The following is a 13,062-nucleotide window of genomic DNA, read 5'->3' on the forward strand; positions in this document are numbered from 1 at the left end:
CGGCGGGCACACCCGCGGATCCGTCCGGTACGGAGCCGCGGATGTGCGCACGACTCAGCCGGCGAGGACGCGCTCCTCGAGCATGCGCCTGACGGTGGCGGCGTCGGCCTTGCCGCGGGTGGCCTTCATGACCGCGCCGACGAGCGCACCGAGGGCCGCCACCTTGCCGCCCTGCACCTTGGCGACGACGTCCGGTGCGCCGGCGATCGCGGCCTCGACCGCGGCGACCAGCTCGTCGGACTCCCCCATGACCGCCAGGCCGCGGGCCTCGACCACCTGCGCGGGGTCGCCCTCACCGGCGAGCACCCCGTCGAGCGCCTGCCGGGCCAGCTGGTCGTTGATCGTCCCGGCGGAGACCAGGCCGGTCAGCTCCGCGACCTGCCGCGGCGTGATGGCCAGCTCCGCCAGCTCGACACCGGCGTCGTTGGCCCGGCGGGCCAGCTCACCGAGCCACCACTTGCGGGCGTCGGCCGGGGTGGCGCCGGCGGCGACGGTGGCGTCGACCAGGCCGAGGGCACCGGCGCCGGTCAGCCAGCCCATCTCGGTGGCCGACAGCCCCCACTCCTCCTGCAGCCGCGCGCGGCGGGCGGCCGGGAGCTCGGGCAGCTCGGCGGCGAGCTTCTCCACCCACTCGGCGTCCGGGGCGACGGGGACGAGGTCGGGCTCGGGGAAGTACCGGTAGTCGGTCGCCTCCTCCTTGCTGCGCCCCGGCGAGGTGGTGCCGGTGTCCTCGTGGAAGTGCCGGGTCTCCTGGAGCACCCGGCCACCGGCGTCGAGGACGGCGGCCTGCCGGCGCATCTCGAAGCGCACCGAGCGCTCCACCGAGCGCAGCGAGTTCACGTTCTTGGTCTCGGTGCGGGTGCCCCACTCGAGGCTGCCGATCGGCGCCAGCGAGGTGTTCACGTCGCAGCGCAGGCTCCCCTGCTCCATCCGGACGTCGGAGGCGCCGAGGGTCTGGATGATGTCGCGCAGCTCGGAGACGTAGGCGCGGGCGACCTCGGGGGCCTTGGCGCCGGCTCCGGGGATCGGCCGGGTGACGATCTCGACCAGCGGGATGCCGGCGCGGTTGAAGTCGACCAGCGAGTGGTCCGCGCCGTGGATCCGCCCGGTCGCGCCACCGACGTGCAGGTTCTTGCCGGTGTCCTCCTCCAGGTGCACCCGCTCGATCTCGACCCGGTACGTCTCGCCGTCGACCTCCACGTCGAGGTGGCCGGCCGTGCACAGCGGCTCGTCGTACTGGCTGGTCTGGAAGCCCTTGGGGATGTCCGGGTAGAAGTAGTTCTTCCGGGCGAAACGGGACCAGCCGGCGATCCGGCAGCCCAGCGCCAGCCCGATGCGGATGGTCGCCTCGATGGCGGCGGCGTTGGCCACCGGCAGGGAGCCGGGCAGGCCGAGGCACACCGGGCAGGTCTGGGTGTTGGGGTCGGCGCCGAAGGTGGTGGCACAGCCGCAGAACATCTTCGACGCGGTGCCGAGCTCGACGTGGGTCTCCAGGCCGATGACCGGCTCGTAGCGGGTGAGGACCTCGTCGTAGTCCACCAGGGTCTCGGTCATGAGGGGTTGTTCTCCTTCGGGCCGGTGCGACCGGTCATCCACGCACCGACCGCGGTCAGCAGGCCCAGGACGATGAAGACGGCGAAGAACGCCTCGCCGGTCGCGATCCAGCCCACCAGGCCCACGAGGACGACGAACGCGGTGAGGGCCCAGGCGGCCTTGAGCGGCCCGTTCACGCCCCGGCCCCCGCGGTCGCCGCCCGCCGCGCCAGCTCGTCGAGGAGCCGGTGCCCGCGGGCGGAGTCCAGGGCGGCCTCGACGGCGGCGGCGACCCGGTAGCAGCGGTCGTCGGCCAGCGCCGGCGCCATCACCTGGAAGCCGACCGGCAGCCCGTCGGAGAGCCCGCACGGCACCGAGATCGCCGGCAGCCCGGCGAGGCTGGCCGGCAGGGTGCACAGGTCGGCGGCGTACATGGCCAGCGGGTCGTCGACCCGGGCCCCGATCGGCCAGGCGACGGTCGGGCTGGTCGGGCTGACCAGGACGTCGACGTCGTCGAAGGCGGTGGTGAAGTCGCGGGTGATCAGCGTGCGGACCTTCTGCGCCTGCCCGTAGTAGGCGTCGTAGTAGCCCGCCGACAGCGCGTAGGTGCCCAGGATGATGCGGCGCTTGACCTCCGGCCCGAAGCCCTGCTCGCGGGTCAGGGACATCACCTCGTCGAGGTGGTGGGTCCCGTCGTCGCCGACCCGCAGGCCGAACCGCATGCCCTCGAAGCGGGCCAGGTTGGACGACGCCTCGCTGGGGGCGATGAGGTAGTAGGCCGCCAGCGCCAGGTCGAAGGACGGGCACGAGATCTCGCGGACCTCGGCGCCCATGCCCTCCAGCAGCGCCACGGTCTCCTGGACCCGGGCCAGCACGCCGGGCTCGTAACCGTCGGTGTGCCCGTCGCCGCCGAGCTCGCGGACGACGCCGACGCGCAGACCCGCCAGGTCACCACCGGCGCCCTCGGTGGCCGCCTTCGCCAGCAGCGGCACCGGCGCGTCGATGCTCGTGGAGTCCCGCGGGTCGTGCCCGCCGATCGCCTCGTGCAGGACGGCGGCGTCGAGGACGGTCCGCGCCATCGGGCCGGCCTGGTCGAGGCTGGACGAGAAGGCGATGAGGCCGTAGCGCGACACCGAGCCGTAGGTCGGCTTGTGCCCCACCAGCCCGGTCACGGCGGCCGGCTGGCGGATCGAGCCGCCGGTGTCGGTGCCCAGCGCCCACGGGGCGAGGCCACCGGCGACCGCCGCGGACGAGCCGCCCGAGGAACCGCCGGGGATGCGGTCGGCATCCCAGGGGTTGCGCGTGGGGCGGTACGCGGAGTTCTCGGTGGAGGAGCCCATCGCGAACTCGTCCATGTTGGTCTTGCCCAGCAGCACCGTGCCGGCGTCCTTGAGCCGCGCGGCGACGGTCGCGTCGTACGGCGGCCGCCAGCCCTCGAGGATCCTGGAGCCGCTGGTCGTGGGCACGCCCTCGGTGACGAAGACGTCCTTGAGCGCGACCGGCAGGCCGGCCAGCGGGCCCAGCTCCTCGCCGGCGGCGCGGGCGGCGTCGATCTCCCCGGCCCGGACCAGCGCGGCGTCGGGGTCGACGTGCAGGTAGGAACCCAGCACGCCGTCCTCGGCGGCGATCCGGTCGAGGTAGGCGCGGGTCAGCTCGACCGAGCTGAGCTCGCCGGCGGTCAGCCGGCGGCCGAGCTCCGCGGCGTCGAGGGCGGTCAGGTCCTGGGACCGTGCCACGCCGGTCACTCCTCGTCGCCCAGGATCTGCGGAACGCGGAAGCGGTCGTCCTCCGCGGCCGGCGCACCGGCCAGGACGACGTCCCGCGGGAGGCTCGGGGTGACCACGTCGGGGCGGGCGACGTTGGTCAGCGGCACGGCGTGCGTCATGGGCGGGACGTCCTCGGTGTCGGCCTTGCCGACCTGCGCCACGGCGTCGAGGACGTCGGACAGCTGGCCGGCGAAGTGGTCGAGCTCGTCGTCGCTCAGGGCCAGACGGGCCAGGCGCGCCAGGTGCGCGACGTCCTGCCGCCCGAGGGATTCCTTCGGGGAGGGGCTGCTCACTACGGTGCGGACTCCAACTCACACGACGCCTTCCCAGGCCGCTCGCAGCCGGGGAACCAACCCCGCCACTGTACGTGGGGGGCCTCCCCGGCCGTCCGGCGGCGACGTCGGCCCACGACACCCTCGGGGTGCCTCGACCGCCGGCCGGTCGATGGGGGAAGCTGGTCACACCGCGATCGACGGAGATCGGCCCCGTACCTCGACCCGGAGGACCTGTGTCCTATCTCCTGCGGCTGGTCGTCCCCGACCGCCCCGGCATCCTCGGCGCCGTCGCCACCGCACTGGGCACCGCCGGGATCGACATCGTCTCGGTCGACGTGCTGGAGCGCGGCGGCGGCGTCGCGGTCGACGACATCGTGGTGGACCTCCCCGCCGACCGGCTGCCCGACAGCCTCATCACCGCGGCCCAGGCGGTGGACGGCGTCCAGGTGGAGTCGCTGCGGCCGTTCGCCGGACCCCTGGACACCCACCGCGAGCTGGAGTTGCTGGAGTCGCTGGCCCGGGCCCCCGAGGGCACCGGGGTCAAGCTGCTCGCCGCCGAGCTGCCGCGGGTGTTCCACAGCGGCTGGGCGGCGGTGCTGCACGGCGACGCCGACGGGCGCCCGTGCGAGGTGCTGGCCGCCTCCGACGCGGCCCCGAGCTTCGACGGCATGGCGCTGCCGTGGCTGCCGCTGTCCACGCCGCGACTGCTGCCCAGCGAGGAGGACTGGCTGCCCGAGCGCTGGCGGGAGATGGCCATCGAGATGATGGCCAGCCCGTTCGGCGGCCCGCGTACGGCCGTGGTGCTGGGCCGCTCCGGCGGGCCGGCCTACCGCCGGTCGGAACTGCTGCGCCTGGTGCACCTCACCGGGATCGCCGCGAGCGTCGCCCACCTGCCGCCGCTGTGAGCCGAGGGGCTCAGCGCGGGGTCTGCTGGTGGAGGACCAGCTTCCAGCCGTCCTCCCGGCGCACGTAGACGCTGCTCATCAGCGCCGAGTACGGCGCGGAGCCCTCCCGCTGTGCCACCACGCCGTAGGTGACCACCGCCGAGTCGGCGGTCAGCTGCCGGGCCAGCGGGGCCTCGAGCGTGTAGGACGCCCAGGGCGGACCCCCCATGGCGGCCAGGATCCCGGCGCGGTCGTCCACCCGCATGCCACCGGGCAGCAGCATCTCCACCGCGGCGTCGAGCACCCTGCCGTAGAAGGCGAGCGCGGCGTCCGGGGACGTCGCCAGCGCCTGCCAGCCCTGCTCCTCCAACGCGACGAGGTCGTCTCCGGGGACCTCAGGCACGGGCATCCTCCTCCGTCGGGATCGCGGCCCCGGCGCCGTCGCCGATCGTGGCCACCGCGCGGGCCGCCTCGGTGCCCTCCTCCAGTAGCACGCGGAAGCCGTCGTCGTCCAGGATCGGCGCCTTCACCTGGACCGCCTTGTCGTACTTGCTGCCCGGGTCGGCGCCCACGACGACGAAGCCGGTCTTCTTGCTGACCGACCCGGTGACCTTGCCGCCGCGCTCCTGGATCGCCGCGATCGCCTGGTCGCGGCTGAAGTCGCGCAGCGAGCCGGTGACGACGACGGTGACGCCGGTCAGGGGGCCCGGGCCGGCCTCCTCCCCCTCGTCGGCCATCCGGACGCCGGCTGCACGCCACTTCTCGACCACCTCGCGGTGCCAGTCGACGGCGAACCAGTCGCGGACCGACGCGGCGATGGTCGGGCCCACCCCGTCGGCGGCGGCCAGCTCCTCCTCGGAGGCCTCGGCGATCCGGTCGAGGGAGCGGAAGTCGCGGGCCAGTGCCTGGGCCGCGGTCGGGCCGACGTGCCGGATCGACAGCGCCACCAGCACCCGCCACAGCGGGACGTCCTTGCGGGTCTGCAGGTTGGCCAGCAGCTTGCGACCGTTGGCCGAGAGGGTGCCGTCCTTCTTCGTGAAGAAGGCGGTGCGGCACAGCGCCTCCTCGTCGAGGGTGAACACGTCGCCCTCGTCCTGCAGGAGCCGGCTCTCCAGCAGCGCGATCGCCGCCTCGTAGCCGAGCACCTCGATGTCGAAGGCGCCCCGGCCGGCGACGTGGAACACCCGCTCCCGCAGCTGCGCCGGGCAGGACCGCGCGTTCGGGCAGCGGATGTCGGCGTCGCCCTCCTTCTCCGGGCGCAGCTCGGTGCCGCACTCGGGGCAGTGCGTCGGCATCACGAACTCGCGCTCCGCGCCGGTGCGCGCGGCGACCACCGGACCGAGGACCTCGGGGATCACGTCGCCGGCCTTGCGGATGACGACCGTGTCGCCGATCAGCACGCCCTTGCGCCTGACCTCGCTGGCGTTGTGCAGCGTGGCCAGCTGCACGGTGGACCCGGCGACCTTCACCGGCTCCATGTACGCGAACGGCGTCACGCGCCCGGTGCGTCCGACGTTGACCCGGATGTCGAGGAGCTTGGTGGTCGCCTCCTCCGGCGGGTACTTGAACGCGATCGCCCACCGCGGCGCGCGCGAGGTCGACCCGAGCCGCCGCTGCAGGGCGACCTGGTCGACCTTGACCACCACGCCGTCGATCTCGTGCTCCACCGAGTGCCGCTGCTCGCGGTAGCGCTCGATGTAGGCCCACACGCCCTCGAGGTCGTCGACCACCTCGAACCGGTCGCTCACCGGGAGACCGAGCGCCCGCAGCCGTGCGTAGGCGTCGGACTGCCGCTCGGGGGTGAAGCCCTCGCGCGCGCCGAGGCCGTGCACGACCAGGCGCAGCGGGCGGGAGGCGGTGACCCGGGGGTCCTTCTGCCGCAGCGAGCCCGCGGCGGCGTTGCGCGGGTTCGCGAACGGCGCCTTGCCGGACTCGACCATGCCGGCGTTGACGTCGGCGAACGCGGCGACCGGGAAGTAGATCTCGCCGCGCACCTCCAGCAACGGCGGGACGTCGTCACCGGTCAGCTGCTGCGGGACGTCGTCCATCGTGCGCACGTTGGCCGTGACGTCCTCGCCGGTGACGCCGTCCCCACGGGTGGCCGCGCGCACCAGCCGGCCGCGCTCGTACAGCAGCGCCACGGCCACGCCGTCGACCTTGAGCTCGCACAGGTAGGTCGCCGCCGCGCCCACCTCGCGCTCGACGCGGGCGGCCCAGGCGGAGAGCTCGTCGCTGCTGAACGCGTTGTCCAGGCTCTGCATCCGCTCCCGGTGCTGGACCGGGGCGAAGGTCGCGGCGAAGCCGCCGTTGACCTTCTGGCTGGGCGAGTCGGGGGTGACCAGCGCGGGGTGCTGCGCCTCGATCGCCAGCAGCTCGCCCATCAGCTCGTCGTACCGGGCGTCGCTGACCAGCGGCGCGTCCTGCACGTAGTACGCGAACGCGTACCGGTCGAGCTCCTCGGACAGGTCGCGGTGCCGGGTGCGCGCGTCGTCGGGGACCTCGGTGAGGTCCTCCCGCTCGGTCACGGCAGCGACCTGCGGGGCGTCGACCGACGACTCGTCCAGCGCGGCTTCGGTGGTCACGACGGAACGGTATCCGGCGGGTACGACGGCGAACCGGCGCTCACCCGGCCGTGTGCGTCACTCCGGGAGCAGGTACCGCGCCGCCTCGCGCACGTGGGTCATCGCCGACCGCGCGTAGCCCGGGGTGGCCCCGGCCAGCCCGCAGGCCGGCGTGAGGGTGACCGCGGTGTGCTGCTGCTCGGCCGGGAAACCCAGCTCCCGCCACCACGCCCGCAGGCGCGAGGCGGTCGCCCTCGGGGCGGGCAGCGTCGCGTCGGTGCCCGGGACGACGCCGGGGAGCAGGTGGGTGCCGGCCTCGACGGCGGTACCGATGGCGTCGAGGTCCTGGACCAGGCCGAGGTCGAAGGAGACCCCGGCGGCACCGGCGGCCCGGAACAGCTCCAGGGGCGCACGGTCGGCGCAGCAGTGCACCACCACGGGCACGTTGATGGCGTCGACGACCGCCGCCAGCTCCTGCTCCACGACCGACGCCGCGACGGCCGGCAGCTTGCCGAAGCCGCTGACGGTGGGCAGCGCGCCCTGCAGGACGGCGGGCACCGCGGGCTCGTCGAGCTGCACCACGACCCGCGCGCCCGGCACCCGGGCGGTGACGGCGGCGACGTGCTGGCCCACCCCCTCGGCGAGGGACTGCCCCAGGTCGCGGCGGGCTCCGGCGTCGACGACGGCGCGGTCGCCCCGGGTGCGTTCCAGCCCGGCGGCCAGCGTCCACGGCCCCGTCACCTGCACCTTGAACGGCCCCTCGTAGGCCTCGGCCACGTCGTACAACGCGTCGAGGTCGCGGGCCAGGAACTCCTGGGCCCGGCGCTGGTCGACACCGGGGCGCGGGACCAGCCGCCAGCCGGCCGGCGTCAGCTCCACGGCGATCTCCACCAGCAGCGCGGCGCCGCGGCCGACGAGGTCGGCGCCCGCGCCCCGGCCGGGCAGCTCGGGCAGGTGCGGGAAGTCGGGGAGCTCACCGGTCACGGTGCGCACCGCCTCGGCGGCGTCGGTGCCGGGCAGGGAGCCCACGCCGGTCGCGGGTCCCCAGGACAGCGGCGGGGGCCCGGCGTCGGGGGTCGGGTCGATCGGCGAGGCGGGGTCGATCGGCGAGGCCACGACCACGACGCTAGTCGGCGGCCACGCGGCACCGTCCCGCACCGGTGACGCCGTTCGCGCGGCGCCGGTCCGGCCACGGCACCCCGGCTCGCGGGGCGCCCGCGCGGGGTCCGCTGTCAGGCGGGGACGGCGCGCTGCGCCGAGACGACGGTCCCCTGGCCGAGGACGAGGTCGCCCCGCTCGGCGTCGGGGGCGTACAGCACCGCCGACTGCCCCGGTGCCACGCCGCGCTGCTCGGAGCCCAGCCGCAGCAGCAACCCGCCGTCCCCGGCCGCGGCGACCGCGCAGGGCACGGGGTCGCCGTGCGCCCGCAGCTGCACCTCGGCGTCGAACGGCAGCCGCGGTGCCGGGCCGGACCAGGTGGGTGGGGCGGTGCGGACCTCGGTGACGCCCGCCTGCTCGGCGGTGCCGATGGTCACCGTGCGCGACACCGGCTCGATGCCGAGCACGTACCGGGGCCGGGAGTCGCCGACGGCGACGCCGAGGCCGCGACGCTGTCCCACGGTGAAGCCGTAGGTACCGCCGTGCTCCCCCACCGTCGCACCCGTGGCAGCGTCGACGACCGGGCCGGGCTGCGCACCCAGCCGCCGGGCGAGGAAGCCGCGGGTGTCGCCGTCCGGGATGAAGCAGATGTCGTGCGAGTCGGCCTTCGTCGCCACCGCGAACCCCCGCTCGGCGGCGATCTCCCGGACCCGCTGCTTGGTCATCGACCCCAGTGGGAAGCGTGCACCGGCCAGCTGCTCGGCGGTGAGGACGGCGAGCACGTAGGACTGGTCCTTGGCCGCGTCGACCGAGCGCCGCAGCTGCCCGCCGGCCAGCCGCGCGTGGTGCCCGGTGACGACGGCGTCGAAGTCCAGTGCCCGCGCCCGGTCGAGCACCGCGGAGAACTTGATCTTCTCGTTGCAGCGCAGGCACGGGTTGGGCGTGCGGCCGGCCGCGTACTCGGCCACGAAGTCGTCGACGACGTCCTCGGTGAACCGCTCGGCGAGGTCCCAGACGTAGAAGGGGATGCCGAGCTCGTCGGCGACCCGGCGCGCGTCGTGGGCGTCCTCGACGCTGCAGCACCCGCGGGCGCCGCTGCGCAGCGTCCGCCGGTCCGGGGAGAGGGCCAGGTGCACGCCGGTGACGTCGTGGCCGGCGTCGACGGCGAGCGCGGCCGCCACGGCCGAGTCCACGCCGCCGCTCATGGCGGCGAGCAGGCGCACTACCGCCGTCCCATCCCAGCCCGCCGGGCCCGCTCCACCACCGGCCCGACGACGTCGAGCACCGCGTCGACGTCGGCGTCGACCGAGGTGTGGCCGAGGGAGAACCGCAGCGAGCTGCGCGCCCGGTCGGTGTCGGCACCGACCGCGAGCAGCACGTGGCTGGGCCGGGCCACCCCGGCGCTGCAGGCCGAGCCGGTGGAGCACTCCACCCCGCGCGCGTCGAGCAGCATGAGCAGCGCGTCACCCTCGGCGCCGGGGAAGGACAGGTGCGCGTTGCCGGGCAGCCGGCCCGGCCCGCCGGCGACGACGTCGTCGAGCGGGGCGCCGTTGAGCTGGACGTCGGGCACCTGGGCCATCACGCCCGCGACCAGGCGGTCGCGCAGGGTCGCCAGACGGGTGGCCCGCTCCTCGCGGTTCCCCACGGCCGTCGTCGTCGCCACCTGCAGGCCGACGATCGCGGCGACGTCGAGCGTGCCGGAGCGCACGTCGCGCTCCTGACCGCCACCGTGCAGCAGCGGCGTGCACTCCGCGTCCCGCCGCAGCAGCAGCACGCCGGCGCCCATGGGACCGCCCAGCTTGTGCCCGGTCATGGTGAGGGCGTCGACGCCGCTGGCGGTGAAGTCCACCGGCACCTGGCCGACCGCCTGCACCGCGTCGGTGTGCAGCGGCACCCCGACCGCGTGCGCGACCTCGGCGAGGGCGGCCAGGTCGCTGACCGTGCCGATCTCGTTGTTGGCCCACATGACGCTGGCCACCGCGACGTCCTCCCCGTCGCCGAGCGCCGCGGCCAGCGCGTCGGGGGTGACCCGGCCGGTCGGCTCCACCGGCAGCCACGTGATGTCGGCGCCGTCGTGCTTGGCCAGCCACTCGACGCTGTCGAGGACGGCGTGGTGCTCGGCCGGGCTGACCACGATGCGCCGGCGACGGGAGTCGGCGTCACGGCGGGCCCAGAACAGGCCCTTGACGGCGAGGTTGTCGCTCTCGGTGCCGCCGCCGGTGAACAGGACCTCCGAGGGGCGGGCGCCCAGCGCCTCGGCCAGTCGCTCGCGGGCCTGCTCGGCGGAGCGGCGCGCGGCGCGGCCGCTGGCGTGCAGCGAGGAGGCGTTGCCGACCCGGCCCAGCTGCTCGGTCATCGCAGCCAGGACCTCGGGCAGCATCGGCGTGGTCGCCGCGTGGTCCAGGTAGGTCATGACGCCGCCAATGTAGTCGCGGGTGCGGCGGCGCCCTCCTGGGCCGGGGCGGCCGCCCGGGGGGCGAGGACCGCGCCGACGAGGGCCAGGCCGGTGAGCACCGTCGCGGCGACGGCGACCGCGGCGGGCAGCGGCAGCAGCGCCGCGGTGGCCGCGGCGACGAGCACCCCGACCAGCCCGACGCAGAGGGCCGACCCGGTGACGTCCGCGATCTGGAACGCCGCGGAGTCCGCGCCCCGGCGGTGCTCCGGCGACTGCGCGAGCAGCAGCACGCCGACGCTGGGCATCCCCAGCCCCATGCCGAGCCCGGCCACCGCCCACGTCGCGTAGGCCGGCCACCCGCCCACCCCCGGGACGGCGACCAGCGCGCTGGCGCCCACCCCCACGGCCAGCAGCACGAAACCGGCCCGCAGCAGCCGGGCCCGGGACACCGCGGGGTGGCGCCCCTGCAACTGGGACGCGGTCGCCCAGCCGACGGCGCCGGCGGTCAGCGGGAGGCCGGCCGCGGTCGGGCTGAACCCGTGCAGCTGGGTCAGGGCCAGGGGCAGCAGCACGTCCATCCCGAAGAACGCCCCGGCCAGCAGCCCGCGGGCACCGACGACGGCCGGCAGCCCGGCCCGCGCGCGGACGACGCCGGCGGGCAGCAGCCGCCGCAACCCGAGGGCGAGCGCGACCAGACCCCCGCCGGCCAGTGCCACCGCGGCGAGGTCGAGCCGCTGGCCGGCGACCTGCAGCGCGCCGATCCCGATCCCGGCGAGCGCAGCCCAGGCCGTTCGGACACCCCCGCGGGGGGTCTTCCCGGACGACGTCGGCGCGGCGAGGTCGCGCAGCGCCGGGAGCACCAGCAGCACGCTGACCGTGACCAGGGGCAGCAGGCCGAGGAACACCCAGCGCCAGCCGGCGTGCGTGGTGACCAGCCCGGCGAGCACCGGTCCCACCAGCGCCGGGAGGACCCAGGCCGCGGAGATCGCACCGAACAGGCGGGGCCGCAGCGACGCCCCGTAGGCCTGCCCCGCGACGACGTAGAGCGAGACCGCGATCAGCCCGCCGCCGAGACCCTGCACGGCCCGGGCGGCCACCAGCAGGGCCATGGACCCGGCCAGACCCGCGGCCAGCAGCCCGGCGCCGAACACCGCGACCCCGGCGCCCAGCGCCGTCCGGGGGCCGCGCCGGTCGCCGACGTCACCGCCCACCACCATCCCGATGACCGAGGCCACCAGGTAGGCACTGAACGGCCAGCCGTACCAGGCCAGCCCGTCGAGCTCGTCGACCACCGTCGGCATCGCCGTCCCCACGGCCATCGCCTCGAACGCGACCAGGGTGACCAGCAGGAGCAGACCGGACGTCGGCAACCGGTGCCGACGGTCGAACAGCCCCGCCCCGGGTGCCTCCACGTCCACCTCCCCGCCAACCGTCGCCCGCGGCGACGGCTTCCCCGACACACCGAGCGCCGGCCCCGTCGGACGGGACCGGCGCTCGGTCGGCCCCGTCCGGAGGCCCGGGCCGAGCCTGCGAGGCGGAAGAGGGACGGGGTCCTCCTCCTACTTGCGGGCGGTGATCAGCTCGGTCGCGGCGGGGACGACGGTGTTGAGGTCGCCGACGACGCCGAAGTCGGCCAGCTCGAAGATCGGGGCCTCGGGGTCCTTGTTGACCGCCACGATCGTCTTGCTGGTCTGCATGCCGGCCCGGTGCTGGATGGCCCCGGAGATGCCCACGGCGATGTAGAGCTGCGGGGACACGGTCTTGCCGGTCTGCCCCACCTGGAAGCTGTGCGGGTAGAAGCCGGAGTCCACCGCCGCGCGGGAGGCGCCGACCGCGGCACCGAGGGAGTCGGCCAGCGCCTCGATGATGGAGAAGTTCTCCGCGCTGGCCACGCCGCGGCCGCCGGAGACCACGATCGCGGCCTCGGTGAGCTCCGGGCGGCTGCTCTTCTGCTCCACCACCCGGTCCACCACGCGGGTGGCCTTCGCGGCGTCGGACAGCTGCACCGTCACCTGCTCCTCCGCCGCGGCCGCCGGGGCCGGCTCGGGGGTGACCGAGTTGCCGCGCACCGTGTAGATCGGGGTGCCGGCGGTGACGCGCGAGTGCACGATCGTCGCCCCGGCGAACGCGGTCTGGGTCGCGGTGCCGTCAGCAGCGATCTCGGTGACGTCGGTGAGGAAGCCGCTGCCGGTCTTGACCGCCAGCCGCGCGGCGACCTCCTTGCCCTCCGGGGAGGAGGGGATCACGACGGCGGCGGGGGACTTGTCGGCCACCAGCTGGGCCAGGACCTCCGCCTTCGGCGCGACCAGGTACTGCTCGATCTCGTCGGACTCGGCGACGTAGACCTTCGCCGCGCCGTACTCGGCCAGCTGCCCGCGTGCCTCCGCCGCCGACCCCGGCGCGCCGGCGACGACCGCGGAGGGCTCGCCGAGCGCCCGGGCCGCGGTCAGCGCCTCCAGGGTGGTCTTGCGGACACCGCCGCCGGCCGGGTTCAGCTCGACCAGGACCAGGACCTCTGCCATGACTGCTCTCGTCTCCTCGTGCGGGTGTC

At 75.4% G+C, this 13,062-nt stretch carries 12 protein-coding genes; 1 reads left to right on the plus strand and 11 read right to left on the minus strand.

Annotated elements, in window-relative coordinates:
• Positions 1-54: 54 nt before the first annotated feature.
• From gatB to gatC, 4 genes are read right to left on the minus strand one after another with little or no spacing between them, the layout of a single operon-like run.
• Complete coding sequence (gene gatB / locus ACI78V_RS07370) at positions 55-1,554, minus strand: Asp-tRNA(Asn)/Glu-tRNA(Gln) amidotransferase subunit GatB (RefSeq protein ID WP_456850177.1); 1,500 nt, start codon at positions 1,552-1,554, stop codon at positions 55-57.
• Positions 1,551-1,730: a hypothetical protein gene (locus ACI78V_RS07375; RefSeq protein WP_456850178.1), complete on the minus strand. Its 180-nt coding sequence runs from the start codon at positions 1,728-1,730 to the stop codon at positions 1,551-1,553. The genes gatB and ACI78V_RS07375 overlap by 4 nt, the downstream gene beginning before the upstream one ends.
• Positions 1,727-3,268, minus strand: coding sequence for an Asp-tRNA(Asn)/Glu-tRNA(Gln) amidotransferase subunit GatA (gatA, locus tag ACI78V_RS07380; RefSeq protein ID WP_456850179.1), 1,542 nt, complete (start codon positions 3,266-3,268; stop codon positions 1,727-1,729). Before gatA ends, ACI78V_RS07375 begins: the two co-directional genes overlap by 4 nt.
• Positions 3,269-3,273: 5 nt before the next feature.
• Positions 3,274-3,591 carry an Asp-tRNA(Asn)/Glu-tRNA(Gln) amidotransferase subunit GatC gene (gene gatC / locus ACI78V_RS07385; RefSeq protein ID WP_456850180.1) on the minus strand — a complete coding sequence of 106 codons (318 nt, stop codon included), beginning with the start codon at positions 3,589-3,591 and terminating at the stop codon, positions 3,274-3,276.
• A 215-nt stretch (positions 3,592-3,806) separates the two neighbouring features.
• Here gatC and ACI78V_RS07390 point away from each other — a divergent pair, with 215 nt between their 5' ends.
• A complete protein-coding gene (locus ACI78V_RS07390; protein WP_456850181.1) occupies positions 3,807-4,478 on the plus strand; it encodes an ACT domain-containing protein in 672 nt (223 codons plus the stop codon).
• 10 nt (positions 4,479-4,488) lie between these two features.
• On the opposite strand, the gene ACI78V_RS07395 is transcribed toward ACI78V_RS07390, so the two are convergent.
• The 7 genes from ACI78V_RS07395 to ACI78V_RS07425 all read right to left on the minus strand — a co-directional run bounded on the left by ACI78V_RS07395 (position 4,489) and on the right by ACI78V_RS07425 (position 13,033).
• Positions 4,489-4,860, minus strand: a complete 372-nt coding sequence (locus tag ACI78V_RS07395; protein ID WP_456850182.1) for a nuclear transport factor 2 family protein — start codon at positions 4,858-4,860, stop codon at positions 4,489-4,491.
• Positions 4,853-7,039: an NAD-dependent DNA ligase LigA gene (gene ligA / locus ACI78V_RS07400; protein WP_456850183.1), complete on the minus strand. Its 2,187-nt coding sequence runs from the start codon at positions 7,037-7,039 to the stop codon at positions 4,853-4,855. The genes ACI78V_RS07395 and ligA overlap by 8 nt, the downstream gene beginning before the upstream one ends.
• A 57-nt stretch (positions 7,040-7,096) precedes the next feature.
• Positions 7,097-8,134, minus strand: a complete 1,038-nt coding sequence (locus ACI78V_RS07405; protein ID WP_456850184.1) for a methionine synthase — start codon at positions 8,132-8,134, stop codon at positions 7,097-7,099.
• Between the two features lie 116 nt (positions 8,135-8,250).
• Positions 8,251-9,339 (minus strand): tRNA 2-thiouridine(34) synthase MnmA, encoded by a 1,089-nt coding sequence (gene mnmA / locus ACI78V_RS07410; protein WP_456850185.1) that lies wholly within the window; start codon positions 9,337-9,339, stop codon positions 8,251-8,253.
• Positions 9,339-10,529 carry a cysteine desulfurase family protein gene (locus ACI78V_RS07415; RefSeq protein WP_456850186.1) on the minus strand — a complete coding sequence of 397 codons (1,191 nt, stop codon included), beginning with the start codon at positions 10,527-10,529 and terminating at the stop codon, positions 9,339-9,341. The genes mnmA and ACI78V_RS07415 overlap by 1 nt, the downstream gene beginning before the upstream one ends.
• Positions 10,526-11,923, minus strand: a complete 1,398-nt coding sequence (locus ACI78V_RS07420; protein ID WP_456850187.1) for an MFS transporter — start codon at positions 11,921-11,923, stop codon at positions 10,526-10,528. The genes ACI78V_RS07415 and ACI78V_RS07420 overlap by 4 nt, the downstream gene beginning before the upstream one ends.
• A 147-nt stretch (positions 11,924-12,070) precedes the next feature.
• Positions 12,071-13,033 (minus strand): electron transfer flavoprotein subunit alpha/FixB family protein, encoded by a 963-nt coding sequence (locus ACI78V_RS07425; protein ID WP_456850188.1) that lies wholly within the window; start codon positions 13,031-13,033, stop codon positions 12,071-12,073.
• Positions 13,034-13,062 lie beyond the last annotated feature (29 nt).

Source organism: Geodermatophilus sp. SYSU D00742 (genome assembly GCF_054049935.1).